This is a genomic window from Nocardia salmonicida NBRC 13393, from assembly GCF_001613085.1.
In the GTDB taxonomy this organism is placed as follows: domain Bacteria; phylum Actinomycetota; class Actinomycetes; order Mycobacteriales; family Mycobacteriaceae; genus Nocardia; species Nocardia salmonicida.
On record NZ_BDBR01000027.1, the window covers coordinates 105,205 to 129,585 of the forward strand.

The 24,381-nt window shown below is 68.1% G+C and carries 21 protein-coding genes; 7 read left to right on the top strand and 14 right to left on the bottom strand.

Annotated features, from left to right (window positions below):
• Nucleotides 1-6: 6 nt before the first annotated feature.
• The gene (locus NS1_RS24095; RefSeq protein WP_062987962.1) at nt 7-1,230 is read right to left on the bottom strand and encodes an aminotransferase family protein; all 1,224 of its coding nucleotides are present in this window, start codon (nt 1,228-1,230) and stop codon (nt 7-9) included.
• A gap of 53 nt (nt 1,231-1,283) precedes the next feature.
• On the bottom strand, nt 1,284-1,925 hold the full coding sequence (locus NS1_RS24100; protein ID WP_062987964.1) for a Pr6Pr family membrane protein: 642 nt from the start codon (nt 1,923-1,925) through the stop codon (nt 1,284-1,286).
• A 245-nt stretch (nt 1,926-2,170) separates the two neighbouring features.
• On the opposite strand from NS1_RS24100, the gene hrpA reads away from it, so the two are divergent.
• Nucleotides 2,171-6,298 (top strand): ATP-dependent RNA helicase HrpA, encoded by a 4,128-nt coding sequence (gene hrpA, locus NS1_RS24105; RefSeq protein ID WP_062987966.1) that lies wholly within the window; start codon nt 2,171-2,173, stop codon nt 6,296-6,298.
• A gap of 54 nt (nt 6,299-6,352) precedes the next feature.
• On the opposite strand, the gene nrdR is transcribed toward hrpA, so the two are convergent.
• The 3 genes from nrdR to NS1_RS24120 form a co-directional block, all read right to left on the bottom strand.
• Nucleotides 6,353-6,826 carry a transcriptional regulator NrdR gene (nrdR, locus tag NS1_RS24110; protein WP_056811361.1) on the bottom strand — a complete coding sequence of 158 codons (474 nt, stop codon included), beginning with the start codon at nt 6,824-6,826 and terminating at the stop codon, nt 6,353-6,355.
• 57 nt (nt 6,827-6,883) lie between these two features.
• Complete coding sequence (locus NS1_RS24115; protein WP_084503955.1) at nt 6,884-8,110, bottom strand: hypothetical protein; 1,227 nt, start codon at nt 8,108-8,110, stop codon at nt 6,884-6,886.
• Between the two features lie 159 nt (nt 8,111-8,269).
• On the bottom strand, nt 8,270-8,971 hold the full coding sequence (locus NS1_RS24120; protein ID WP_157125364.1) for a hypothetical protein: 702 nt from the start codon (nt 8,969-8,971) through the stop codon (nt 8,270-8,272).
• 307 nt (nt 8,972-9,278) lie between these two features.
• Here NS1_RS24120 and lexA point away from each other — a divergent pair, with 307 nt between their 5' ends.
• Nucleotides 9,279-9,917: a transcriptional repressor LexA gene (gene lexA / locus NS1_RS24125; protein ID WP_235569435.1), complete on the top strand. Its 639-nt coding sequence runs from the start codon at nt 9,279-9,281 to the stop codon at nt 9,915-9,917.
• On the opposite strand, the gene NS1_RS24130 is transcribed toward lexA, so the two are convergent.
• The 7 genes from NS1_RS24130 to NS1_RS24160 form a co-directional block, all read right to left on the bottom strand.
• Complete coding sequence (locus NS1_RS24130) at nt 9,914-10,660, bottom strand: pirin family protein (protein ID WP_062988038.1); 747 nt, start codon at nt 10,658-10,660, stop codon at nt 9,914-9,916. The genes lexA and NS1_RS24130 overlap by 4 nt on opposite strands.
• Nucleotides 10,661-10,780: 120 nt before the next feature.
• Nucleotides 10,781-11,653, bottom strand: a complete 873-nt coding sequence (locus NS1_RS24135) for a lysophospholipid acyltransferase family protein (protein WP_063816246.1) — start codon at nt 11,651-11,653, stop codon at nt 10,781-10,783.
• Between the two features lie 118 nt (nt 11,654-11,771).
• Nucleotides 11,772-13,205 carry a GTPase HflX gene (hflX, locus tag NS1_RS24140; RefSeq protein WP_056815573.1) on the bottom strand — a complete coding sequence of 478 codons (1,434 nt, stop codon included), beginning with the start codon at nt 13,203-13,205 and terminating at the stop codon, nt 11,772-11,774.
• A 172-nt stretch (nt 13,206-13,377) separates the two neighbouring features.
• The gene (gene dapF, locus NS1_RS24145) at nt 13,378-14,259 is read right to left on the bottom strand and encodes a diaminopimelate epimerase (RefSeq protein ID WP_056815576.1); all 882 of its coding nucleotides are present in this window, start codon (nt 14,257-14,259) and stop codon (nt 13,378-13,380) included.
• A 44-nt stretch (nt 14,260-14,303) separates the two neighbouring features.
• Entirely contained in the window at nt 14,304-15,140 is an 837-nt protein-coding gene (locus NS1_RS24150) for a TrmH family RNA methyltransferase (RefSeq protein WP_084503956.1), read from the bottom strand.
• Between the two features lie 38 nt (nt 15,141-15,178).
• Nucleotides 15,179-16,078, bottom strand: coding sequence for a tRNA (adenosine(37)-N6)-dimethylallyltransferase MiaA (gene miaA, locus NS1_RS24155; protein ID WP_062987974.1), 900 nt, complete (start codon nt 16,076-16,078; stop codon nt 15,179-15,181).
• A complete protein-coding gene (locus NS1_RS24160) occupies nt 16,075-16,848 on the bottom strand; it encodes a class III extradiol ring-cleavage dioxygenase family protein (RefSeq protein WP_062987976.1) in 774 nt (257 codons plus the stop codon). Before NS1_RS24160 ends, miaA begins: the two co-directional genes overlap by 4 nt.
• Before the next feature lie 263 nt (nt 16,849-17,111).
• Between NS1_RS24160 and NS1_RS24165 the strand changes: the two genes are divergently transcribed.
• Entirely contained in the window at nt 17,112-18,491 is a 1,380-nt protein-coding gene (locus tag NS1_RS24165; RefSeq protein WP_062987978.1) for a DUF349 domain-containing protein, read from the top strand.
• 57 nt (nt 18,492-18,548) lie between these two features.
• Here NS1_RS24165 and NS1_RS24170 read toward each other — a convergent pair whose 3' ends face one another.
• On the bottom strand, nt 18,549-19,127 hold the full coding sequence (locus NS1_RS24170; RefSeq protein ID WP_056811382.1) for an Rv2732c family membrane protein: 579 nt from the start codon (nt 19,125-19,127) through the stop codon (nt 18,549-18,551).
• Between the two features lie 110 nt (nt 19,128-19,237).
• Nucleotides 19,238-20,794 (bottom strand): tRNA (N6-isopentenyl adenosine(37)-C2)-methylthiotransferase MiaB, encoded by a 1,557-nt coding sequence (miaB, locus tag NS1_RS24175; RefSeq protein ID WP_062987980.1) that lies wholly within the window; start codon nt 20,792-20,794, stop codon nt 19,238-19,240.
• 241 nt (nt 20,795-21,035) lie between these two features.
• Between miaB and NS1_RS24180 the strand changes: the two genes are divergently transcribed.
• The 4 genes from NS1_RS24180 to NS1_RS24195 all read left to right on the top strand — a co-directional run bounded on the left by NS1_RS24180 (nt 21,036) and on the right by NS1_RS24195 (nt 24,287).
• Nucleotides 21,036-21,764 carry an amino acid ABC transporter ATP-binding protein gene (locus tag NS1_RS24180; protein WP_157125367.1) on the top strand — a complete coding sequence of 243 codons (729 nt, stop codon included), beginning with the start codon at nt 21,036-21,038 and terminating at the stop codon, nt 21,762-21,764.
• Nucleotides 21,765-21,799: 35 nt separating this feature from the next.
• Nucleotides 21,800-22,636, top strand: a complete 837-nt coding sequence (locus NS1_RS24185; protein WP_062987983.1) for a glutamate ABC transporter substrate-binding protein — start codon at nt 21,800-21,802, stop codon at nt 22,634-22,636.
• A 92-nt stretch (nt 22,637-22,728) separates the two neighbouring features.
• Complete coding sequence (locus tag NS1_RS24190) at nt 22,729-23,400, top strand: amino acid ABC transporter permease (protein WP_062988044.1); 672 nt, start codon at nt 22,729-22,731, stop codon at nt 23,398-23,400.
• The gene (locus tag NS1_RS24195; protein ID WP_062987985.1) at nt 23,397-24,287 is read left to right on the top strand and encodes an amino acid ABC transporter permease; all 891 of its coding nucleotides are present in this window, start codon (nt 23,397-23,399) and stop codon (nt 24,285-24,287) included. Before NS1_RS24190 ends, NS1_RS24195 begins: the two co-directional genes overlap by 4 nt.
• Nucleotides 24,288-24,381 lie beyond the last annotated feature (94 nt).

The following is a 24,381-nucleotide window of genomic DNA, read 5'->3' on the forward strand; positions in this document are numbered from 1 at the left end:
GACGAATCAGCCGAGGGCGCGGGCGAATCCGGCAGCGAGCTCGGCGACCTGCGCGTCGGTCATGACGAACGAGGGCGAGATCTGCATCGCGCCCGCTCCGGCGGCGCGGCCCGAGATGCCGTGTTCGCGCAGCGTTTTCACCAGGGCGGGGCCTTCGGAGGGGTCGGCGAGTTGGACCGCGGCCACGGCGCCGAGACCGCTGCGGACTTCGGCGACGCGAGGGTGATCGGCCAAGGGCGCCAACGCGGTGTGCAGGGTGGATTCGAGGCGGGCGGCCTCTTCGAGCAGACCTTCGCGTTCGACGATGGCGAGGTTGGCCAGGGCCGCGGCGGCCGCACCGGCGTGGCCGCCGTAGGTGTAGCCGTGGCGGAACCAGGTGCCACCGGCGTAGAAGGGCTCGGCCACGTGGGGGGCGATGAAGACCGCGCCCATCGGGAGGTAGCCGGAGGTGAGGCCCTTGGCGGTGGTCATCAGATCGGGCTGCAGATCGAAGCGGGTGGAGGCGAACCAGGAGCCACCGATGCGGCCGAACCCGGTGACGACCTCGTCGGCGACGAACAGGATGTCGTGGTCGCGGCAGATCTGGCGGACCTCGGCCAGGTAGCCCTCGGGCGGCAGGTACACCCCGCCTGCACCGATGATCGGTTCGCAGAAGAACGCGGCGATCTGCTCGGCGCCGACCTCTTCGATCAGGGCGAGCAGCGACTTCGCGTCGTCCCATTCGACCGTGCGGGTGTCGGCGACCAGCACGCCGTAGCCCTCCTTGTTCGGCGTCAGGCCGCCGAGCGCGGTGCTCGCGTAATGCATGCCGTGGTAGGCCAACCGACGACCGACCAGGATCTTTTTGTCGGCGCGGCCCTGTTCGTGCCAGTAGCGGCGGGCCAGCTTGGCCGCGGTCTCCACCGAATCGGAGCCGCCGGAGGTGAAGAAGATCTTGCTGCCGGGAACAGGCGCGATCGACGAGAGTTTCTCGGCGAGTTCCTGGGTGGGGGCTTCGGTGAGGTCGCCGAAGTTGGAGTAGTGCGCGATGGTGCGCAACTGATCGGCGACGGCGTCGGCGATCTCCCCGCGACCGTGCCCCACGTTGGCGAACCACAGCCCGGCGGTGGCATCGAGGTAGCGCTTGCCCGCGGTGTCGAAGACGTAGGCGCCCTCGCCGCGAGCGACAACGAACGCACCGTCACGATTGACGGCACCCATATCGGCGAATCCATGCCAGAGCGCATTCATGGGTCCACATTTACCCCACCCGGCACGAACCCGCGCACCGGGCCCGCCGTGGGTCAGACTTCGGACTTGCGTTCACGCCACCGAGCGGGCAGGTCTCCCAGCGACGCCATGGCAACCGCGAGCACGACGAACACCACCAGCAATACCGCGAGCCCGATCGTCAGCGACACATATCCCTGGGTGCGCGGGTCGATGAACGGGTAGGGGTACCAGTCGACGATCGGGCCGCGGATCAGGCTGTAGACGCCGTAGGCCACCGGGAAGATCAGCCACAGGCCGATCAGTTCCGGGCTGGGGCGCAGGCGCGCGGCCATCGCGACGAACAACCAGTCCAGCAGCAGGACCAGCGGCACGATGCGGTGCAGGACATCGTTGATCCACTTGTCGGTGAGCATCACGTCGACGTCGGCCAGCAGGACCGCGTAGACGACCATCGTGATGAGCATGTACAGGGTGACCGCGCCGCGAAACGTCTGCCAGCGCGGGCTCTGCGGGGCGAGAGTGCCCCCGACGAGCAGCACGATCACGGTCAAGATGTTGGACTCGATGGTGAAGTAGCTCAGGTAGTTCGTGAGTGAGAAGCTCGCCGAGTCCATGTTGCGCAGCGGAATCCACACCAGGGCGAGGATCCCGAGCACACCGAAGGCGATCCGGTAGGCCCTGATCCACCACGCCGTCCGCACCGATGCACTCATGTCACGCCCTCTCCGAATGCTGTGGCGGTCCTGCTGCGCCCATCGACCGCTCGTGCCGGGATCTTCGCATGACGCAGCCTCACTGACCGGGAGCTCGAGCTCGCACGCCCGTCGCGTCGCGCGTGATCACGGGACGCGCGGACCGCGACGGGCAGACGTCGCGGTGTGTCGTTGGTCTCCGCGAGGGCGCGAGCGGGCAACGCGGGGGAAAACCGGTGGCGGGCTTCGCTAGGCTGGTAGGCGCAATGACCAGGACAGCTAGCACCGGAACCCGCGCGCTGCGCACCCGCCTGGCGGAGGTCTCGCTGCGCGATGAACATCGGCTCCGGCGCAAGCTCGACCGTGCGCGCCCCGACGACCTACCCGCCATCGAGGCCGAGGTCGCCACGGCCGAAACCCGCGTGGCCAATCGCCGCGCGGCGCTTCCGCAGATCACCTACCCCGAACAACTCCCCGTTTCCGCGCGCCGCGACGACATCGCCGCGGCGATCGCCGCCCATCAGGTCGTGATCGTGGCCGGTGAGACCGGTTCCGGCAAGACCACCCAGATCCCGAAGATCTGCCTCGAACTCGGTCGCGGAATCCGCGGCACCATCGGGCACACCCAGCCGCGCAGGCTCGCCGCGCGCACCGTGGCCGAGCGCATCGCCGAGGAACTGGGCACCGAACTGGGTGACGTGATCGGCTACACGGTCCGGTTCACCGATCAGGCGTCGGATCGCACGCTGGTCAAACTCATGACCGACGGCATCCTGCTGGCCGAGATCCAGCGCGACCGGATGCTGCGCCGCTACGACACGATCATCATCGACGAGGCCCACGAACGCAGCCTCAATATCGACTTCCTGCTCGGATACCTGAAGCAGTTGCTGCCGCAGCGGCCCGATCTCAAGGTGATCATCACCTCGGCGACGATCGATCCCGAACTGTTCGCCCGCCATTTCGCCGACGCGCAGGGCACTCCCGCGCCGATTGTCGAGGTGTCGGGCCGGTCTTATCCGGTCGAGTTGCGGTACCGGCCACTGTCGCTGGAACTCCCCGGCGCCGACGAGGACGAGGACACCCGCGTCGTCGACCGCGACCCCACCGACGCCATCGCCGACGGGGTCGTCGAACTGTTCGCCGAGGGCGACGGTGACGTGCTGGTGTTCCTGTCGGGCGAACGCGAGATCCGTGACACCGCCGACGCCCTGCGCGACCTGAAACTGCCCCGCACCGAGATCGTGCCGCTGTACGCGCGGCTCTCGGCCGCCGAACAGCACAAGGTCTTCGCCCCACATACCGGGCGCCGGGTGGTGCTGGCCACCAATGTCGCCGAGACCTCGCTGACGGTGCCGGGCATCCGCTACGTCATCGACCCCGGTACAGCCCGCATTTCGCGCTATTCGATGCGCACCAAGGTGCAGCGGCTGCCGATCGAAGAGGTCTCGCAGGCCTCGGCGCGGCAGCGATCGGGTCGCTGTGGTCGTGTGGCGGACGGTATCTGTATCCGGCTGTATTCCGAGGACGATTTCGAGGCGCGGCCCGCGTTCACCGAGCCGGAGATCCTGCGCACCAACCTCGCGGCGGTCATCCTGCAGATGACGGCGCTCGGGCTCGGCGACATCGAGAGTTTCCCGTTCGTGGAGGCCCCCGACCGGCGCGCCATTCGCGACGGCATCGCCCTGCTCGAAGAACTGGGCGCATTGGCGCACGGGAGCACGAAATCTGTTGATGGCGAAGCTGATTCGGGCGGACATCTCACCCTCACGCCGATCGGGCGGGAGATGGCCCAGCTACCGGTGGACCCGCGGATGGCGCGCATGCTCGTCGAAGCGCAGCGCAACGGGTGCCTCGACGAGGTACTGATCATTGTCGCGGCGCTGTCGATTCAGGATGTGCGCGAACGTCCCGTCGAGCATCAGCAGGCGGCCGACACCCAGCACGCGCGCTTCGTTGTCGAGGGCTCCGATTTCCTGGCCTACCTGCGGCTGTGGGATTACCTCACCGAGCAGCGGAAATCGCTGTCGTCCAACCAGTTCCGCCGGATGTGTCGCGACGAGTTCCTGCACTACCTGCGCATCAGGGAGTGGCAGGACCTGCACGGCCAGCTGCGCACGATCGCCCGTGGGATGGGCTGGAACGACGCGGGCGCCAGCCGAGAACAGACGAACTCCGGTTCCGACGCCACCGCCGACCGTGCGGGCACCAAGGCCGATGGCTCGCGCCAAGCGGGCGGACGGTCTCGGCGCCGCGGCGGCGGAGCCCCACGTGGGCAGCACGCCGCGCCCGTGAAAGTCATTGCCGGGTCGGCGGATTCGTCCGATGACGACGCGATGCCATGGCCGAGTACGCAGATCCACCAGTCGCTGCTGGCGGGCATGCTCTCGCATATCGGTGTGCGCGAGGCGGAGTCGCGGGAGTTCCTCGGGGCGCGCAATGCGAAGTTCATGATCTTCCCCGGGTCGTCGCTGGCCAAGAAGGCGCCGCGCTGGGTGATGGCGGCCGAACTGGTGGAGACCTCGCGGCTGTGGGGGCGGATCGCGGCGAAGGTGGAGCCGGAGTGGGCCGAACGGCTCGCCGGCGATCTGGTGAAACGTACTTACTCCGAACCACATTGGTCGTCCAAGCGTGGTTCGGCACGGGCCTACGAGCGGGCGACGCTGTACGGCGTGCCGTTGGTGACCGGGCGGCCGGTGGACTTCGGGCGCATCGACCCGGAGCTCTCGCGCGAGCTGTTCTTGCGCCATGCCCTGGTACAGGGCGAATGGCAGACGCGGCACGGATTCTTCGCGCGCAATCGGGCGCTGATCGACGATGTCGCCGACCTCGAACATCGGGCCCGGCGACGCGACATCCTCGTCGACGACGAGGTGCTGTTCGAGTTCTACGACAAGCGCGTCCCCGCCGACATCGTGTCGGTGCGCCATTTCGACAGCTGGTGGCGCAAGACCGAGCGCAATGATCCCGCGCTGCTGGACTTCTCGACCGACACCGTGGTCAATGCCGGTATCGCCACGCTCGACCCGACCGACTTCCCCGACGCCTGGCGCCAGGGTGAGCTCAGCTTCCCGCTGACCTACCAGTTCGAGCCGGGGCGCGACGACGACGGCGTCACCGCGCGGATCCCGGTGGAACAGCTCGCGCACGTGCGGGCGGTCGGCTTCGACTGGCTGGTCCCCGGCATGCGCGAAGAACTGGCCGCCGCGTTCATCAAAACCCTCCCGAAGACGTTGCGGCGCGCGGTCGTTCCCGCGCCCGACTTCGCGTCGGCGGCCTTGCGCGCGCTGACCCCGCGCGCCGAACCGCTGCGCACCGGGCTCTCCCGAGAATTGTCGCGGCTGGGTTCGGTCACCATCACCACCGAGGACCTCTCCCCCACCGCGCTGCCGGATCACCTGCGGATGACTTTCGCCGCGGTCGATCAGAGCGGCAAGGTGCTGGCCAAGAACAAGAGTCTTCCGCAGCTCAAAGCGCAACTGGCCGATCAGGTTTCGGCGTCGGTGGCCCGTGCGACCGCCGGTGCCGAGCGTGCGCCCGCCACGGTGTGGACATCGGACTCGCTCGGTTCGGTCGCGCCGACCGTGAGCCGCGAGGTCGCGGGCCAGACCGTGACCGGGTACCCGGCCCTCGTTCCCGAGGGTGAGGGCGTCGCGGTGCGAGTCCTGAGCTCGCCCGGCGAGCAGGCGGCCGCGATGCGAGCGGGTGTGCGTACCCTGCTGCTCGCCGCGATCCCGACCTCGACGCGCGCGGTCACCGCCGGACTGCCCGCCCGCGATCGGCTGGCGCTGAGTCAGAACCCCGACGGGTCGCTGGACAAACTGGTCGAGGACTGCCGGATCGCCGCCGCGGACGAACTCATCGCCAAGGCGGGCGGCCCGGTTCGCACGCCCGCGGAGTTCGACAAGCTCGTGGCGGCCGTCCGCCCGCAACTGTCCACGGCGGTCGTCGCCCTGATCCGTACCGTCGTGCCGGTCCTGGCGGCCGCCCAGCAGGCGCGAGCTGCGCTGTCCGACACCCTCGAAACCGATATCGCCGATGATGTGCGCCAGCAACTCGACGACCTGCTCTTCCCCGGTTTCGTCGCCGAATGGGGACGGGTGCGGCTGCGTGAGCTCCCGCGCTATCTCCTGGCCGCGGCCCAGCGCCTGGAATCGCTTCCGGGCTCGGCGGTGCGCGACCGTCAGGGGATGGTCGAGGTGGATCGGATGCTCGTCGCCTACGACAAGCTCGTCAGCGCGCTGGCGCCCGGGCGCAAGAATGCCCGTGAGGTCACCGAGATCTGGTGGATGATCGAGGAACTGCGAGTAAGTCTCTTCGCTCAGAAGCTGGGCACGCCGTACCCGGTATCGGCCAAGCGCATCGAGAAGGCGATCAGCACGATCCGTCGCTGAAATCGGTGCGGGCGTTGCGGTTTCGCCACGGCGCCACCGAGGTCGCGGCGCGGATCAGTCGGTCGCGGCGACGGCGGCCGCCTCGCGGGCCGCGCGCATCTCGGTGATCTCGCGTTCGAAATCGGCCGCGCTGGTGAAGGATCGGTACACCGAGGCGAAGCGCAGATACGCCACTTCGTCGAGGTCGCGCAGTGGGCCGAGGATGGCGAGACCGACCTCGTGGCTCGGCACCTCGGGAGAGCCTTTCGCGCGCACCGCGTCTTCGACCTGCTGGGCGAGCAGGTTCAGGGCGTCGTCATCGACTTCGCGACCCTGGCACGCGCGGCGCACACCGACGATCACCTTCTCGCGGCTGAACGGCTCGGTGACGCCACTGCGCTTGACCACCGACAGGATCGCAGTCTCGACCGTGGTGAATCGGCGCCCACAGCTCGGGCAGGATCGACGGCGACGGATCGCAGTACCTTCCTCGGCTTCCCGCGAGTCGACGACGCGCGAGTCGGGGTGTCGGCAGTACGGGCAATGCATCCGAGGGTTCCTTCGTCGATGCGCATTTCTATTCCATGGCTCTTGACAGGATACCGGTCAGGATGGCACAACCTGCCACTGCGTGGTCAGGTCCGCGATGATGTCGGGTAACCGAGCCAGCATCCGGCCCCGGTCGAGTTTGACCGCGAACGGTTCGCTATATACCGTCGCCGCGGCTGCCGCGTCGGTCGCGAGGGCGAGATGGCGTGGCAGCAGGTCGGCGGCAATGTAGTCCCAGCGGGTCTCGCGGTCGGCCCAGTTGAACGCGGGCAGCGGCGTCCGCAGACCCAGCGGCTGCCCCGCGGCGATCGGCGACCACACCGTGACCGGGGCGTACACGCCGGGAGCACGGGTGCCGGGAACGGCGGGCTTGCCCGCGACGGTGGTGACATAGGTGAGTACCCGCCCCATGCCGTCGCGGCCACGCGCGGTCACATCCCACTGGTCGGCGACGATCTGGTTCTGTTCCCGGTCGGCCATGGCGACCAGCGCGTCGGCGCGACCCGCTTCGGTGCCGCCGTCGATCCCGGTCCAGGCCACCCGCATGCCGTCGTCGAGCAGACCGGCCGCGAACATCTCGTCGATACCCGCCATCCCGTCGGCCAGGTAGGCCTCGTGCATCGGGACCAGGTCGACGAAGATGTGCTTCTGCATGATCGTCAACCGGGTCTGATACCAGGCGAGGTCGGCGAAGGTCAGCCGCGGACCGAGGACGGCCAGGGCGGTGATGTCGGCCGGTACCCCGGTGAGCAGTTCCGGCGGAGTGGCACGGAGCAGGCCGGCCACCGCGTTACCGAGGTCGTGGATCCCGCCGACGGAGACGACGTCGGCGACGTCGCCGACGTCGAAGAAGCCCGCGGCGAAGGACGCGCCCGCGATGCCGGCCATGCCCGCCCAGTAGAGATCGGAGCGGGCGGCGGCGAGGCGGAAGTAGTTCACGTACACCTGGCTGAAGGTGGCGGAATTGGCCGCGACACCCCGCTCGGGCGCCCAGGCTTCGAGGTCTATCGCGGCGTTGTCGGTGGCTACGACGAGCCAATACTGGTGCAGCAACGTCGCATACCGTGCCGGGTCGATGCCGTCGGCCCGCGCCTGGGTCAGTGCTTCCCGCAGCGGTGGCTGCGACAACGGGAGCTCGGGGTGCAGGCCGCCACAGTATTCGCCGTCACCGTTGAGAGCAGGCAGATCGAGGTAGGCGGCATAGGCGGGAACCGCGTGCGCGGCGGGCGCCAGCAGCGCACCGAGCACCACAGTGAGCAGTAGAGCGACCGAGCAGCGGCGCACCGAGACCTCGCATCCGGGTTCGATCGAGGCCCCGGCCTCGATGCAGGATGCCCGTCACCGTAGCAACGTGTTCTAGTTTCAGCATGCGATTCGTCGATACCGATGACCTCGCGGGCTGCCGAAACCTCCCCGAAAACGTTTCCGCGCAGCTATTTCCACTCATCGGCCCGGCTCGAACCGCGCGCCGGACCCGAAGCCCGCCTGCTCCGAGGTTCCGGGAATCGTCGAGTCGACGTGGTCGACGAAACTGCCGGCCCGCACGTGCGCCAGACCGAGGAAAGCCACGACGATCAGCGCGGTCACCAATGCCGTGACAGCCAGCGCGGCGAAGCCCGCCTTGGCTCGCTCGACCCGATGCAACGGATGCATACCCTTGGCACGGCCGGTCCGCACGGGGCCGCGGACGTAGAGCGACAGTTCGCTGCGCGGCGCGCGGTACTGCGGTCCGCGATCGACCGGCGGGCGAACAACCGCACGGCGTTGCGGCGCACTGCGAGGCACGGTGGCGAAGGCGAGATCGAGTTCGGCGTCGGTGAGCGCGATGCGTCGAGCGCGATGGACGATATCGGCCGGTTCGGCGGCAGGCAGGCTGTTCGCGGGCACGCTCAACACGCCGGATCGGACGATACTGCGCGCGACATTCGTGGGCGCCGCGGCGGGTCGACGGATCGAGACAGCGTCGGCGAGCATCGTGGTCGACGACGCTTCGACCGCGTGCGGTTCGCTGCTGACCGGCTGCGGCATCGCCGGGCGGACCAAGGCGAAAGGTCGTGGGGTGCGGGCGGTCCGGCGTCGGCGGAGCATCGGCTCCGGGGCGGCGGTGGGGTCTGAGGAACGCAGGGCGCTGGTTGCTGTGCTCATCGGAAGAACCTCCGGGGTGGTGTGCTCCGCTGCTGCGAGAAAGTACTGGTGAGGCGGCAATGCCTCCCGCTGTTCGAACACCTGTGCGACGAACTGATGTTCGATTTCTACCAGATCCCCGCGTCCCTGTCAGCACGAAACGCCCGACATGCTCGAACAGATGTTTGATTGTTCGGCGTGGCCCGACTAGCCTCGAGATGGCCAATTCGACTCCTCAGAAGGGCGGGACACGGTGACCCACACAGACGACACGGGTGACGAAAGCGGCACCGGCACCGTCACATCGGGATCCGGAACGGATCTCACCGTGCGTCAACGCACGGTCCTCGATGTCATCCGTTCCTCGGTGACCGAACGGGGCTATCCGCCCAGCATCCGCGAGATCGGTGACGCGGTCGGCCTCACCTCCACCTCTTCGGTGGCCCATCAGCTGCGCGCCCTCGAACGCAAGGGCTACCTACGCCGCGACCCGAATCGCCCGCGCGCGGTGAATGTTCGTGGACTCGACGAGGCGGTCCGCTCGGTCACCACGCTGCCCCAGCAGACCGACGAGGTAGATCCGAGTCGCCCGACTCCGACGTTCGTCCCCGTCCTCGGCCGGATCGCCGCCGGTGGCCCGATCCTGGCCGAGCAGGCAGTGGAAGACGTTTTTCCCTTGCCGCGCGAACTCGTCGGCGAGGGTTCGCTGTTCCTGCTCAAGGTGGTCGGCCAGTCGATGATCGACGCGGCGATCTGCGACGGCGACTTCGTCGTGGTGCGTCAGCAGAATGTCGCCGAGGGTGGCGACATCGTCGCCGCGATGATCGACGGCGAGGCCACCGTGAAGACCTTCAAGCGCAGCGGCAAGGACGTGTGGCTGATGCCACACAACCCGCACTTCGAACCGATCCCCGGCAACGACGCGCAAATTCTGGGCAAGGTCGTCACCGTCATCCGCAAGGTCTAGCGGCGCGCGGTCGCGGTCATCTCCCAGATCAGCAGTTCGGCGGCGGTCACCGCGGTCACGCGGTGGCCGCCTGCCGCTGTCAGGCGTACGGCGTCGCCCTGGTGCAGCGCGCCGTAGCCCTCGTAGTCGACGGTGCCGCGGGCGAGGAAGACGTGACCGTAGGGCGCGTCGGGGACCGTGATCGCCTGACCGGGGTCGAGACGCGCGACGTGGAAGACGGCATGACGGTTGCCGATGCCGATCGCCGCCTCGCCGCGATGGCGCGGCATCCCGGACGCCACCGGCACCAGCGTGTTGCGGGCGAGCTCGCCCTCGATGTCGAGTTCCTGGTAGCTCGGCGCGACGCCGGTCTCCTCCGGCGGAATCCACATCTGCACGACGTGCAGGCGCTGCTTCTCGCGGTAGCCCGCCCCGTTGCGCTCCGAATGCAGAATGCCCGCACCCGCGCTCATCCGCTGCGCGAGTCCGGGACGGATCATGCCCGAATGCCCGGCGGAATCCTGGTGCACCACGGCGCCTTCCAGTACCCAGGTGAGGATCTCGGTGTCGCGGTGCTGATGGGTATCGAACCCCTCGCCCGGGTCGACGATGTCCTCGTTGTGCACGAGAAGTAGACCGTGGGCATAATCCTCGAGGACGAAATTGCCGGTGACCGGGAACGACTGCCGCGAGTCGAGCCATTCGTTGCGCCAGCGCCTGCGGTCGGCGCCGGGCACGACCTCGACCTGCTCCGTCACGATCATCGTCACCCTTTCGACATCCGGACCCTGGTCCGTATAACTGGGTAACGAGATCGGCGCCGCGAGCATTCCACTGCGTGCGTCTGCCTCGCGGCGCCGATCCGGCAGGTCAGGCGGTTGCGGTCACCAGGGCAGCGCGTTGCGCAGGCGATCCACCAAGGTCCGGCCGGTATCGCGTTCTCGCTCGTTGAACAAGAACTGCAACTCTTCTTCGAGCCCCTTGCGCACCACATCGCGCAGATCGGCGGCCGCACCGTCGAGGTCGTCGGCTTCCAACCACGGCGCCGGGTCGATGGGGGCGCCCGCGGAGAAGTAGAACCGCTCAGGGCGGGGCAGCGGCGTCGGGCCGACACCCTTGACCAGGGGCGGATTCAGTGCGGGATTGATGCCGAGTAGTCGGCAGGTCCAGCGCAGCGGAGCCATCACCGCGTGCTGACCGTCGAAGACGATGTCGTAGGCGTCGTCGACGCCGATCATCGCCAGCGGCACGATCGGCACCCCCGCCTGAATCGCCATCCGCGCGAATCCGGTGCGGCCCTCCCACTTGAGCTCGTACTTCTCGCCCTTGCGGCGGATCGCCTCGCGGCCGCCACCGGGGAACACCACCACCGCTTCCCCGCGCTCGAGCAGCGCCAGGCAGTTCGAGCGGGTCCCTCGGACGGTGCCGAAATGGTGCAGGAAATCCCGCACCCCGGGCACCATCAACACGTGTTCGGCCAGGCCACGCACCAGCCTGCCGCGCTCCCGCAGGATCTCCGGCAGGATCAGCGGCGCGTCGATCAAGCCGAGCAGGTTGTGGTTGGCCACGATCAGCACCGGCCCTTCGGCCGGAATGTTCTCCAGACCGTAGAACTTGGGGCTGGTCCACGCCCGCAGCGGCGCGAGCACCGCTTCGAAGGCCCGGATATCCCATTCACTCGGTGTCGGAGCGAGCGGCGCCCCGTCCGAGAGGACAGGGTCGCCCACCGCGACCCTGTCCTGCGTCACATTTCCCATACTTTGATGGTCGTTCGACATAACACCCTCCTGCTGTCGATATTCGACCATAGCGTCCGAAAATGCCTGTGTCGCATCGGCATTTGTCCGCAACCAGCAGGCAAATCAGCGAAAAAGATCAGCTGAGAGCCGGCTCGGCAGGACCCGCATGGGCGTACTCGGACAGGGCCGCGGCCAAGGCGTGCGGCACACGCGCGCGTACCCGAGTACCGCCCTCTTCGTGGTCGGCGGTGACGATTCTACCGTCGGCGTGGATGCGGGCGAGCAGGTCCCCCCGGCTGTAGGGCAGCAGCACACTGATGTCGACATCGAGTCCGCCGAGCACCTCGGACAGCCGCTCCCGCAACTCCTCCACACCCGCGCCGGTCTGCGCCGAGACGAAGGCCGCCTGCGGCAACATGCCGCGCAACCGGGTGAGCTCGTTCGGGTCGGCGGCGTCGATCTTGTTGACCACCAGCAGTTCCGGCGGTGCCGGTGTGCCCTGTTCCCTGATCACATCGGTGATCACCTCACGCACCGCCCTGATCTGCTCGAGCGGCAGCGGGTCGGCGCCGTCGACGACGTGCAGCAGCAGATCGGCGCCGGTGACCTCTTCCAGCGTCGAGCGGAAAGCCTCGACCAGCTGAGTCGGCAGGTGGCGAACGAAGCCGACGGTGTCGGTGAACACCATCTCGCGACCATCGTCGAGCGCCGCCCGGCGAGTGGTCGGGTCGAGAGTGGCGAACAGCGCGTCCTGCACGAGCAGTCCCGCGCCGGTGAGCGAGTTCATCAGGCTGGACTTGCCCGCGTTGGTGTAGCCGACGATCGCGATCGAAGGAACGCCGCTCTCGCTGCGGCGCGCGCGCATGGTGTCGCGAGCGGTCTTCATCTCCCGGATCTCGCGGCGGAGTTTGGCCATCCGCTCCCGGATCCGACGACGATCGGTTTCGATCTTGGTCTCACCGGGACCACGGGTGCCGACGCCACCGCTGGCGCCGCCCGCCCGGCCACCGGCCTGACGCGACATCGACTCACCCCAGCCGCGCAGGCGGGGCAGCATGTACTCCATCTGCGCCAACGCGACCTGGGCCTTGCCCTCGCGAGAGGTGGCGTGCTGGGCGAAGATGTCGAGGATCAGCGCGGTGCGGTCGATGACCTTCACCTTGACGACCTTCTCCAGTGCGGTGAGCTGGGCGGGCGTGAGTTCACCGTCGCAGATCACCGTGTCGGCGCCGGTGTCGAGGACAACGGTGCGCAACTCCTCGGCCTTGCCGGAGCCGATGTAGGTGGCCGGGTCGGGCTTGTCGCGACGCTGGATCAGCGCCTCGAGGACCTCCGAGCCCGCTGTCTCGGCGAGCGCGGCCAACTCGACCATGCTCGCGTCGGCCTGGGCGACGCTGCCGGTGGTCCAGACACCGACCAGCACGACGCGCTCGAGGCGCAGCTGGCGGTATTCGACCTCGGTGATGTCGGTGAGTTCGGTGGACAGCCCCGCGACGCGGCGCAACGAGCTGCGCTCGTCGAGCTGCATCTCGCCGACCGTCGGATCGCTCGCCCAACCGGGCTGTTTCATGCGGGCCGCGTGGCGGGCCAACGCATCATCGACGTCCCCGCGGTCGGCGGCGACGTCGGGATCGGCCGCGGTGGTGTGCTCGGCCGATGTGGATTCTGTGGGTTCTACTGGTTTCGTCATACGTTCTCCATGCTGCCACGTCCGGGTGACAGCGTGCACGCGGTTATCGGTGCTACTGCGCGTCCCACCAGGACTGCGACAGCGTTCCCGAGGCCAGCAGGACCGAGGGACCGCGCAGCCAGGCGCGTGCTTCGGCGATGCCGACGCGTACCTGTCCGCCGGGAACCCGCACCGTGACCTCGCCGGATTCGGTGCCGATCGACACCCCGGCGGCGGTCAACGCGGCGGCGGCCGCGGCCACTGTCCCGGTTCCACAGGAACGGGTTTCGCCGACTCCGCGTTCGTAGACGCGCATGTCCACGGCGTTGTCGGCGTCGAGCGCGGTGAGAATTTCGACGTTCACGCCGTGCGGGAACAGGTCGGGGTCGAAGCCCGGCGACACGCTCAGGTCGAGTTTTGCCAGCGCGTCGACGGTCATACTGTCGTCGACGCAGGCCAGGTGCGGATTGCCGACATCGATGCCGATTCCGGCCAGCGCCCAGCCGGCCAGCGTGGCGGTGGAGGGGCCGAGCTCACGGACAACACCCATGTCCACAGTGACCTCACCGTCGGTCGGGCCCGCCTCGTGCACGACGACCGGGCGAGCGCCCGCACGACTGCCGACGACGTACTCGGTGCGCTGCTCCAGCCCGGTGGCGTTGAGATAGTGCGCGAAGACCCGCACCCCGTTGCCGCACATCTCGGCGATCGAACCGTCGCCGTTGCGGTAGTCCATGAACCAGTCGTCCGCGCCGACGCCCTCCGGCAGGGCTTCCAGGACACCGGCGGCGAGCAGCGCACCGGCCTCGGCCACGCGCAGCACACCGTCGGCGCCGAGGCCGCGCTGCCGGTCGCACAGTGCGGCGACGCGGTCGGCGGTCAGGTCGAGGCGTACCTCGAGGTCGGGCAGCACCACGAAGTCGTTCTGGGTGCCGTGGCCCTTGCTGAATTCGATGTCGGACACGTCCCTCATTCTCCTCTGTGCCGCGGTGGGGTCTATTACCGGGCGAACGTGCGTCGCTGCCGGGCGATCTCGTAGAGGCTGATCGCCCCCGCCGACGGCGCGCCGAGCGAGCTGGCGGTGCCGCCCATCGGAATGGTGACTAGGTCGTCGCAGGCCTCGGCCCACGCCGAGCTCATGCCGGTGGTCTCGTTGCCGACGACAAGGATCGTCGCCCCGGTGAAGTCGTAGTCGTAGATCGTGCTCGGCGCGCCCTCATCGGTGCCGACGATGCGGGTGGGGATGCCGCGAGCCTGTTGGCGGTCACGGAATTCGAGCACCTGGCCGGGGCCCGCCGCGCGCAGCACCGGCATCGCGAACAGCGAACCGGTCGAGGCGCGCACGGCTTGCGGGTCGAACTGGTCGGCGCCGTGGCCGGTGACGATCACCCCGGACGCGCCGAAGGCATCTGCCGAGCGGATCAGCGTGCCGAGGTTGCCGGGCGAGTTCGGGCGATCGAACACGACCACGACCGGGGCGTCCTCCCCCGGTTCACCGGGTGCGTAGTCGGCCAGGTCCGGATGCCGCGACACCGCGACCGCGACGATCTCGGGCGCGCTCGCCGCCTTCTCCCCCAGCTCGGCCATGAGTTCGGGGACCAGGCCCACCTGCGGCACGTCGGCGGTGTCGAGGATCTCGCGCGCCCAACTCGACAGCTCGGGGCCGCCGAGCCGGTAGAGCAAGGTTTCCAGCGGCCAGTCGTTGTCGAGTGCCTGGGTGATCGGGCGCACGCCTTGCACGAGGAACCGGCCGTCACGATGACGTTTGGTCCGGTTGTTGAGATAGGCCTGCCACACCTGCACCGAGGCGTTGCGGGTACTCACTCGTCGCGTCACTGCGCTGTCCGTCCTATCGGGTCGGTGTTCGAATGTCGTCAGAGCAGGGCCAGCGCGGTCGCGGCGAGCTCGGGATCCGCGCCGTCCACCCAGGAGACCCTGGGGTCGCGCCGGAACCACGACCGCTGCCTGCGCACGTATCGACGGGTGCCGATCAGCGTGCGCTCGCGGGCGTGGTCGAGATCGTATTCGCCGTCGAGGTAGGCCAGCACCTGGGCGTAGCCGATGGCACGGCGGGCGGTCTGACCCTCGCGCAGGCCCGCGTCGACCAGTCCGCGGACCTCGTCGACCAGACCTGAATCGAACATCAGGGCGGTGCGGGTCTCGATGCGGGCGTCGAGGGCGGCGGTCTCCCGGTCGACGCCGAGAATCGCGGTGTTCCAGCGCGGGGTGCCGATGGTCGGGGCCGAGGCGGCGAACGGGCGACCGGTCAGTTCCACGACCTCGAGCGCGCGCACCATGCGTCGGCCGTCGGTGGGCAGGATGGTGGCCGCGGCGACCGGGTCGGCCTGCAGCAGCGCCGCGTGCAGTGCCTGTACCCCGCTCTCGTCCAGGAGCGCTTCCCAGCGGGCGCGGACCTCGGGATCGGTGGCCGGGAAATCCCACTCGTCGAGCAGGGCTTGCACGTACATCATCGACCCGCCCACGATGACCGGGGTCTTTCCGCGCGCCATGATGTCCTCGACGACGGCGCGGGCCGCGCTCTGGTAGGCGGCGACGGTTGCGGTCTCGGTGACGTCGAGAACGTCGAGCAGATGGTGCGCGATCCCGCGTCGCTGGTCGAGCGGCAATTTCGCCGTGCCGACATCCATCCCGCGATAGAGCTGCATGGCGTCGATGTTGACGATTTCGCCGCCGAGCTCGGTCGCGAGATCGAGGGCCAGGTCGGATTTCCCGGTCGCGGTGGGGCCGACGACAGCGATCGGTCTGCTCGTCACTCGTCGGTACCTTTCTGCCCACTCGGTTTCCACACGCTCACGTCGTAGCCGACGCCGTAGGGTGCGCCCTGATAGAGGGTACGCACCTGCGGATCGGCCGAATCGACGGCGAAAAGACCGCCGAGTACCTGGTAGGCGGCGCGTCCGTCGACGAGCAGCGCCGCGCACAGTTCCGGCTCGAGCGCGGCCAACCCGGCGCGCGAACCCGTGCGCAAGGCGGTGTCGAGGTCGTGCTGCACCGCGTGGGCTCGCTCGTCGAGATAGCCGGGTGACTCGACCGTCAACGTCGCGGCGCCGTCGGCGACCACGAGCACCGCGTACGGGTCCGGCTCGCTGTCGAGCTCGGCGCGAATCGCGGCGCCCGCCTCCGCACACCGCGCGGGCGAGGCGTCGGCGGCGAAGAGCCGGGCTCGCACCGAAATCCGCGGCGCGGCCTGCTCCCGCAACCATCCGGCGACCAGTACCGGAAGGGGAAGCTGGAAGTCTGCTGGACCGGGCTCCTCGCCCGCCGGACCGAGTCCGACGACGACATCGGCACCGAACCCATGAAACGTTCCCCGGGTCGACGAACCGTAGATCCGGTCATGGCTGTCGACCCCGATGACGATCCACCGGTCGGCGGCCGCGGCGAGGGCGGCCGCGGCGTCCAAGGCGGCCGCGCGCAGCACCACGATCGGATCGTCGGGATCGCTGCCGGACACCGGGACTCGCCCACACAGTTCGGGCACCAGCATCGGCGGCGACGGGACCAGGGCCGCTATCGAGAACACGCGGTAACCGTAGCCGCAGCGCGCACGGGGGCCCGCATCCGGCGCGGTACGGACGCGCGACGGTCTGCGAGTGTCCGGCGTAGGGATGCCCGCCGAGATTGCTAGTGTTTTCAGGTGCGACTACCCACGTCGTCCGGGACGAAATCCCAGGAAATCCGCTATCCGATCCTCCGGATCGATGGTTTCCGCGGCTCGAACCGGGTTCAATGGGATGTGCTAGGGCGTAACCAGGCAGCCGTGACGCGCGGCAGGGACGGAGAGCAATGACCGACAGCAACGGAACCGCGAAGCCCACCCCAGGTCCGGCCCCGCGACCGTCCGGTACCCCCAAGCCCGGCGGGACTGCTCCGCGTCCGCCGAAACCGCATGCCGTGAAACCGGCGCCGGGCCCCGATCAACCGCACCCGCACGCCGTGATCGTGCCGAGCGCCACCGACCCGAGCAAGTGGGGTCGCGTCGACGAAGACGGCACCGCCTGGGTGCAGACCGCCGAGGGCGAACGGATCGTCGGCTCCTGGCAGGCGGGCGATGTCACCGAGGGCCTTGCCCACTTCGGCCGCCGCTTCGACGATCTCGCCACCGAGGTCGCGCTGCTCGAAGCCAGGCTGGCCGCGGGCGCGGACGCTCGCAAGACCAAGGCCGCCGCGCTGGCGCTGGCCGAGACGCTGCCGACCGCGGCCGTCATCGGCGACATCGACGGCCTCGCGGGCCGGCTGCAGGTCATCACCGAACACTCCGAGGAAGCCGCCGCGCACGCCAAGGAGGAGAAGGACCGCGCCCGCCACGAGCACACCGAGCGCAAGGAAGCCCTCGCCGCCGAGGCCGAGCAGATCGCCGCCGAGTCCACCCAGTGGAAGGCCGCGGGCGACCGGCTGCGCGAGATCCTCGACGAGTGGAAGTCGATCCGCGGTGTCGACCGCAAGGTCGACGACGCACTGTGGAAGCGCTACTCCAAGGCTCGCGAGGCGTTCAACCGCCGACGCGGCGCTCACTTCGCCGATCTCGATCGCGAACGCGCCACCGCCAAGACGCGCAAGGAAGAGCTGTGCGTGCGCGCCGAGGAACTGGCCGACTCCACCGACTGGACAGGCACCGCCGCGGTGTTCCGCGACCTGCTCTCCGAATGGAAGGCCGCGGGCCGGGCACCGCGCGAAGCCGACGAGTCGCTGTGGCGGCGGTTCAAGAGCGCCCAGGATGTGTTCTTCGCCGCCCGCAACGCGGCGGTCTCCGAGCGCGACGCCGAATTCGACCACAACGCCACCGCCAAGCTGGAACTGCTGGCCGCCTACGAGCACATCGACCCGGCCAACGGCGTGGACGCCGCCCGCAACTCGCTGCGCGAGCTGCAGGACAAGTGGGACGCCATCGGCAAGGTTCCCCGCGAGCGCATGCAGGAGCTGGAAGCCAAGCTGCGCGCCATCGAGAAGCGGGTCCGCGACGCCGCCGATCAGCAGTGGCGCCGCTCCGACCCCGAGGCTGTCGCGCGTGCCGCGCAGTTCCGTGAGCGGGTCGCGCAGTACGAGGAGCAGGCCGCCAAGGCCACCGCGGCGGGCAAGAAGCGCGACGCGGAGAAGGCACTCGAGCAGGCCAAGCAGTGGCGCGAATGGGCCGAAGCCGCAGAAGGCGCCGTCAGCAATCTGTGAGTGCGACAGAAAGAAACCCCCGACCGATTCGGTCGGGGGTTTTCTTGTCTCACAGGACTATTCGCCGGTGAGGCGCTTGCGGTCGCGATCCTCGGCTTCGCGAGCCGCGTTGCGACGCTGCTCTTCCGCGGCCAGTTGCACGGCCGTGCGACTCCAGACCACGCGGATCCAGTGGAAGGTGAGCACCATGATCGCGATGGTGCCGAGGATCAGGCCGATACCGGGACCCGCGCCCTCGTAGTTGCCGAGGCCGGGGGTCTGGCGATGCCAGATCGAGAGCACACCGAACACGCTGCCCACCGCCGAGCCCGCGCACGCTATCCAGGCCAGCACCCAGCGGCGGGTGGTCAACGCCAGCAGCGAGAAGCCCACACCGAAGACGATGACCAGCCAGACGAAGATTCGTGACGGCAGGCCGATGTGCTCGACGCCCGCGGCGTCGGTGTTCAGCAGCACGTCGAAGCCGCGCGCGGTGCCCGCTGTCGGCAACAGCAGAGAGATCAGCAGCGCGAAGACCGCACCCGCCACCACCAGCGCCCGCGCGCCGGGGTCGATCTCACCGGCGACGCGGCGCTCGACCGCGTCGAGCTCACCACGGAATTGTTCGAAGTCCTCGTCGTTGCGCGCCGGGTTCACCGCGTGTCCGCTCCTGTCCAGAGGCTGATCGTTGGCGGGTCCCACTGTGCCATCACCGGACGCGCCGTTCGCATCCGACCCACTACGGCCGGTAGTAGATTCCTCGTCGCTCACGACGAGCAGCCCGTCGAACAGCCGCTCTCGACCGTCTCCACCACCGGCGCGCCGATGCGGGGCAACCCGAGCCCGACGCCGATCGGGGCGGTCTTCGGGGTGATGCCGCGTTCGTGCGCGTCACCGGCGGCGGTCCGCCGATGCGACTTCACGGCGCTGTCGGCGATGAGGTGGTGCGGGGCGGCCTCGGTGATGTCGACGGTGACGATGTCGCCCGGTCGGATCCCCGTCACGTCACCGGGACGGAAGTGCACCAGCCTGCCGTCGCGCGCGCGTCCGCTCATCCGCGCGGTCACCGCGTTCTTCTTGCCCGCGCCGTCGGCGACGAGCAGTTCCACCTCGGTGCCGATGAGTGCCTGGTTGTTCTCCCAGGAAATCTGGTCCTGCAACGCGATCAGACGTTCGAAACGCTCCTGCACGACCTGCTTGGGCAGCTGATCGGGCAGTTCGGCGGCCGGGGTGCCGGGACGCTTGGAGTACTGGAAGGTGTAAGCGCTGGTGAAGCGGGCGCGACGGACCACGTCGAGGGTCTCGAGGAAGTCCTCCTCGGTCTCGCCGGGGAAGCCGACGATGATGTCGGTGGTGATCGACGCGTGCGGCATCGCGGTGCGCACCTTGTCGATGATGCCGAGGAAGCGTTCCTTGCGGTAGGAACGGCGCATCGCCTTGAGCACCCGGTCAGAGCCCGATTGCAGCGGCATGTGCAGCTGCGGGCAGACGTTGGGGGTGGCCGCCATCGCCTCGATGACGTCGTCGGTGAACTCCGCGGGGTGCGGGGAGGTGAATCGCACGCGCTCCAGGCCCTCGATCTGTCCGGTCGCGCGCAGCAGCTGCGCGAACGCGCCCCGGTCGCGCGGCTGATCGGGATCGACGAAGTTGACGCCGTAGGAGTTCACGTTCTGACCGAGCAGCGTCACTTCGAGCACGCCCTGGTCGACCAGCGCCTGGACCTCGGCGAGCACGTCGCCGGGACGGCGGTCCACTTCCTTACCGCGCAGGGCAGGCACGATGCAGAACGTGCAGGTGTTGTTGCAGCCCACCGAGATCGACACCCAGCCCGCGTAGGCCGACTCGCGCTTGGCGGGCAGCGTCGACGGGAACGCCTCGAGCGATTCGAGGATCTCCACCTGGGCCTGCTCGTTGTGGCGGGCGCGCTCGAGCAGCACCGGCAGTGAGCCGATGTTGTGGGTGCCGAACACCACGTCGACCCACGGCGCCTTGCGCACCACGGTCTCGCGGTCCTTCTGCGCCAGGCAGCCGCCGACGGCGATCTGCATGCCGGGGCGCCCCTGCTTGACGGGAACCAGCTGACCGAGCGTGCCGTAGAGCTTGTTGTCGGCGTTCTCGCGCACCGCGCAGGTGTTGAACACCATCAGATCGGGCGTCTCACCGGTGGCGGCCTTGATATAGCCCGCGTCCTCGAGCAGCCCGGACAATCGTTCGGAGTCGTGCACGTTCATCTGGCAGCCGAATGTGCGAACCTCATAGCTGCGCTGCGTCACGGAGCTGTGCTGCGTCGCGCCCTCAGTCGCGTCCTGAACCGTCGAATCCACCTGTCCAGGGTACGGGCAGCCATGACTGTGATGCGCGTCACGGTTGCGTTCGGGTGATAATACGCAAAGGTAACGGGCAGCCGCCGGGTTACCAGCAGGTGTCGTTTCGGCGTGCCGTCACGGCATGTCTTCGAAAGCCGGGCAATTCTCCAGAATGGACATAAGGTTTCTGACCATGACCGACGACGCCGCACCCGCGACCGGGAACGCCGACGCCGCAGCCACCACCGCTGCTCCGCCGATGATCTCGATGCGCAACGTGGACAAACACTTCGGTGAGCTCCATGTCCTGCGCGATATCCACCTCGAAGTGCCCCGTGGGCAGGTCGTGATCGTCCTGGGCCCGTCGGGTTCGGGGAAATCGACCCTGTGCCGCACCATCAATCGCCTCGAACCGATCGACTCCGGCGACATCGCCATCGACGGCGTCGCACTGCCCGCCGAGGGCAAAGCTCTTGCCGCGCTGCGTGCCGAGGTGGGCATGGTGTTCCAGTCGTTCAACCTGTTCGCGCACAAGACCATCGTCGAGAACGTCATGCTGGCGCCGACGAAGGTCCGCGGAAAGAAGAAGGACGAGGCACGCAAGCACGCGATGGCCTTGCTCGAGCGGGTCGGCATCGCCAACCAGGCCGACAAGTACCCGGCCCAGCTCTCCGGCGGTCAGCAGCAGCGCGTCGCCATCGCCCGCTCGCTCGCGATGGACCCCAAGGTCATGCTGTTCGACGAACCGACCTCGGCACTGGACCCGGAGATGGTCAACGAGGTGCTCGACGTGATGGTCGCCCTCGCCAAGGAAGGCATGACCATGCTCGTGGTCACCCACGAGATGGGTTTCGCGCGCAGGGCGGGCGACCGCGTGCTGTTCATGGCCGACGGCGAGATCGTCGAGGACTCCGCGCCCGAAACTTTCTTCACCGCACCGAAATCCGAACGCGCCAGGGACTTCCTCGGCAAAATTCTCAGTCACTGACTCGCAGCACCATTGTCACAAGGAGAAGGAAACCCATGAGGATCAATCGTGCGATGCGCGTCGGAATCGGCGCAGCGGCACTGGTATTGGCAGCCACCGTCACCGCGGCCTGTGGCGGCGGTGACGACAAGTCGGCCCTGGACAACGCCAAGGACGGCAAGCTGACCATCGGCATCAAGTTCGACCAGCCGGGTCTGGGCCTGCGCAATACCGACGGCACCTACAGCGGCTTCGACGTCGACGTGGCCAAGTACGTCGCCGACAAGCTCGGTGTGAAGCCAGAGAACGTCACCTTCAAGGAATCGCCGTCGGCGCAGCGCGAGACCCTGATCGAGAACGGCCAGGTCGACTTCGTCGTCGCCACCTACTCGATCAACGACAAGCGCAAGGAGAAGGTCGATTTCGGCGGCCCGTACTACATCGCCGGCCAGGACCTGCTGGTGCCCGCCGCCAACACCGACATCACCGGCCCCGACTCCCTGGCGGGCAAGAAGGTCTGCTCGGTGAAGGGCTCCACCCCCGCCCAGAACATCGAGAAGAACTACCCCCAGGCCCAGCTGCAGACCTACGACACCTACTCGCTGTGCATCGAGGCGATGCGAAGCGGCGCGATCGACGCGGTCACCACCGACAACGTGATCCTCGCCGGTTACGCCGCGCAGTCGCCGGGCACCTTCAAGCTGGTGAACAAGCCCTTCACCACCGAGAAGTACGGCATCGGCCTGAAGAAGGGCGACACCGAACTGCGCGGCAAGGTCAACGACGCCATCCAGGCGATGATCGATGACGGTACGTGGAAGGCCGCGCAGGAGAAGAACTTCGCGGGTACCGGCATCGCGGTGCCGGCGCCGCCGACCGTCGACCGCTACTGATCAACCACTGATCATCGGTGACCCGGGATCTCCCGGGTCACCGATGCGGTGTTGTCCTGCAGGCCTTCACACCGATCGGAGGACGCGCGTCCGTGTTCGACCTGATCTCGAGGTATGACAACCAAATCCTCGATGCGTTCTGGGTAACCATCAAACTCACCTTCTTCTCCGCGATCGGTGCGCTCGTCATCGGTACCGTCGTCGCCGGCATGCGCGTGTCCCCGATTCCGGTCGCGCGCGGGATCGGCGCGGCGTATGTAGCGGTCTTCCGCAACACCCCGCTCACCCTGATCCTGGTATTCACCTCGCTCGGCCTGTACAGCACCCTCGGGTGGACACTCGGCAGTGACGAGATCAAGATCATCAACTATCGCTGGGCGATCATCGGGCTGAGCGTCTACACGGCCGCCTTCGTCTGCGAATCGCTGCGCTCCGGCATCAACACCGTCGCGCTCGGCCAGTCCGAAGCGGGTCGGTCGCTGGGCTTCGGATTCTCCCAGAACCTCCGTTTGATCGTGCTGCCCCAAGCATTTCGGGCCGTCATCGCACCCCTGGGCAGCGTGCTGATCGCGCTGACCAAGAACTCGACGGTCGCCTCCGTCATCGGCGTCGCCGAAGCCGCGTACCTGATGGGCGAAATGATCGAGAACGAAGCCGCCATTCTCACTATCGGCATGATCTTCGCCCTCGGCTTCGTCGTCCTCACCCTGCCGACCGGGCTGTTCTTCGGCTGGCTGGCCAAGCGATACGAGGTGGCACGATGAGCGGCGCTTCGGTTCTGTTCGACGCTCCCGGGCCCCGCGCGCGGCTGCGTCACAACCTGTACTCGGTCCTGGTCGTCGTCGTGCTGGTCGGCGCGGGCTGGTGGCTCTACGACGCCTTCGCCGACAAGGGCCAGTTCACCGCGGCCAAGTGGAAACCGTTCCTCGAGTCCGAGATCTGGGAGACCTACCTCCTGCCCGGCCTGCAGGGCACCCTCACCGCCGCGGCGATCTCGATCGTCGGCTCGGTGTTCTTCGGCATGATCTTCGGGATCCTGCGCCTGTCCGACCATGCATGGGTGCGCTGGGTCGCGGGCACGATCGTCGAGCTCGCCCGAGCCATCCCCGTGCTGATCCTGATGATCTTCCTGTTCGCGGTGTTCGGCGACTACAACCTGTTCCCGTCCGATCAGCTCGCGCTGGCCGCAGTGGTCATCGCACTGACCATCTACAACTCCGCGGTCATAGCCGAGATCGTCCGCGCCGGCATCAAGTCCCTGCCCAAGGGACAAACCGAAGCCGCCGTGGCGCTGGGTCTGCGCAAGAACCAGCTCATGCGGCTGATCCTGCTACCCCAGGCCATCACCGTGATGCTGCCCGCGTTGGTGTCACAGATGGTCGTCGTCCTCAAGGACACCGCGCTGGGCTACCAGATCACCTACGTCGAGTTGGTGCGGTCCGGTCAGCAAGAAGGCGCGTCGATGCAGAACACGATCCCCGCGCTGATCGTCGTCGCGCTGATCATGATCTCGCTCAACATGGCGCTGAGCTTCCTGGCCACCACGCTGGAGAAGCGGTTGCGGTCGCGGAAGAAGAGCGGGGGTACGGTGCTGGCCGCCGACTCGATCCTCGCCGACGCCACGCCCGGCGTGGACATCACCAAGAAGTAGTCGCACATACGACAAGCGGGGCCCGATCCGTCCGGATCGGGCCCCGCTTGTTGTTTCCTTGGTCCTGATACATCCGACTCCGCTGACCGATCCG

What these genes read in the sequence shown, in the direction of transcription:
- hrpA (WP_062987966.1), top strand. Translation starts at nt 2,171, where the DNA reads ATGACCAGGACAGCTAGCACCGGAACCCGCGCGCTGCGCACCCGCCTG.
- NS1_RS24095 (WP_062987962.1), bottom strand. Translation starts at nt 1,230, where the DNA reads ATGAATGCGCTCTGGCATGGATTCGCCGATATGGGTGCCGTCAATCGT.
- NS1_RS24135 (WP_063816246.1), bottom strand. Translation starts at nt 11,653, where the DNA reads ATGGGAAATGTGACGCAGGACAGGGTCGCGGTGGGCGACCCTGTCCTC.
- NS1_RS24100 (WP_062987964.1), bottom strand. Translation starts at nt 1,925, where the DNA reads ATGAGTGCATCGGTGCGGACGGCGTGGTGGATCAGGGCCTACCGGATC.
- NS1_RS24195 (WP_062987985.1), top strand. Translation starts at nt 23,397, where the DNA reads ATGAGCGGCGCTTCGGTTCTGTTCGACGCTCCCGGGCCCCGCGCGCGG.
- nrdR (WP_056811361.1), bottom strand. Translation starts at nt 6,826, where the DNA reads ATGCATTGCCCGTACTGCCGACACCCCGACTCGCGCGTCGTCGACTCG.
- hflX (WP_056815573.1), bottom strand. Translation starts at nt 13,205, where the DNA reads ATGAAACAGCCCGGTTGGGCGAGCGATCCGACGGTCGGCGAGATGCAG.
- NS1_RS24120 (WP_157125364.1), bottom strand. Translation starts at nt 8,971, where the DNA reads ATGAGCACAGCAACCAGCGCCCTGCGTTCCTCAGACCCCACCGCCGCC.
- NS1_RS24130 (WP_062988038.1), bottom strand. Translation starts at nt 10,660, where the DNA reads ATGATCGTGACGGAGCAGGTCGAGGTCGTGCCCGGCGCCGACCGCAGG.
- NS1_RS24185 (WP_062987983.1), top strand. Translation starts at nt 21,800, where the DNA reads ATGAGGATCAATCGTGCGATGCGCGTCGGAATCGGCGCAGCGGCACTG.
- NS1_RS24165 (WP_062987978.1), top strand. Translation starts at nt 17,112, where the DNA reads ATGACCGACAGCAACGGAACCGCGAAGCCCACCCCAGGTCCGGCCCCG.
- NS1_RS24180 (WP_157125367.1), top strand. Translation starts at nt 21,036, where the DNA reads ATGATCTCGATGCGCAACGTGGACAAACACTTCGGTGAGCTCCATGTC.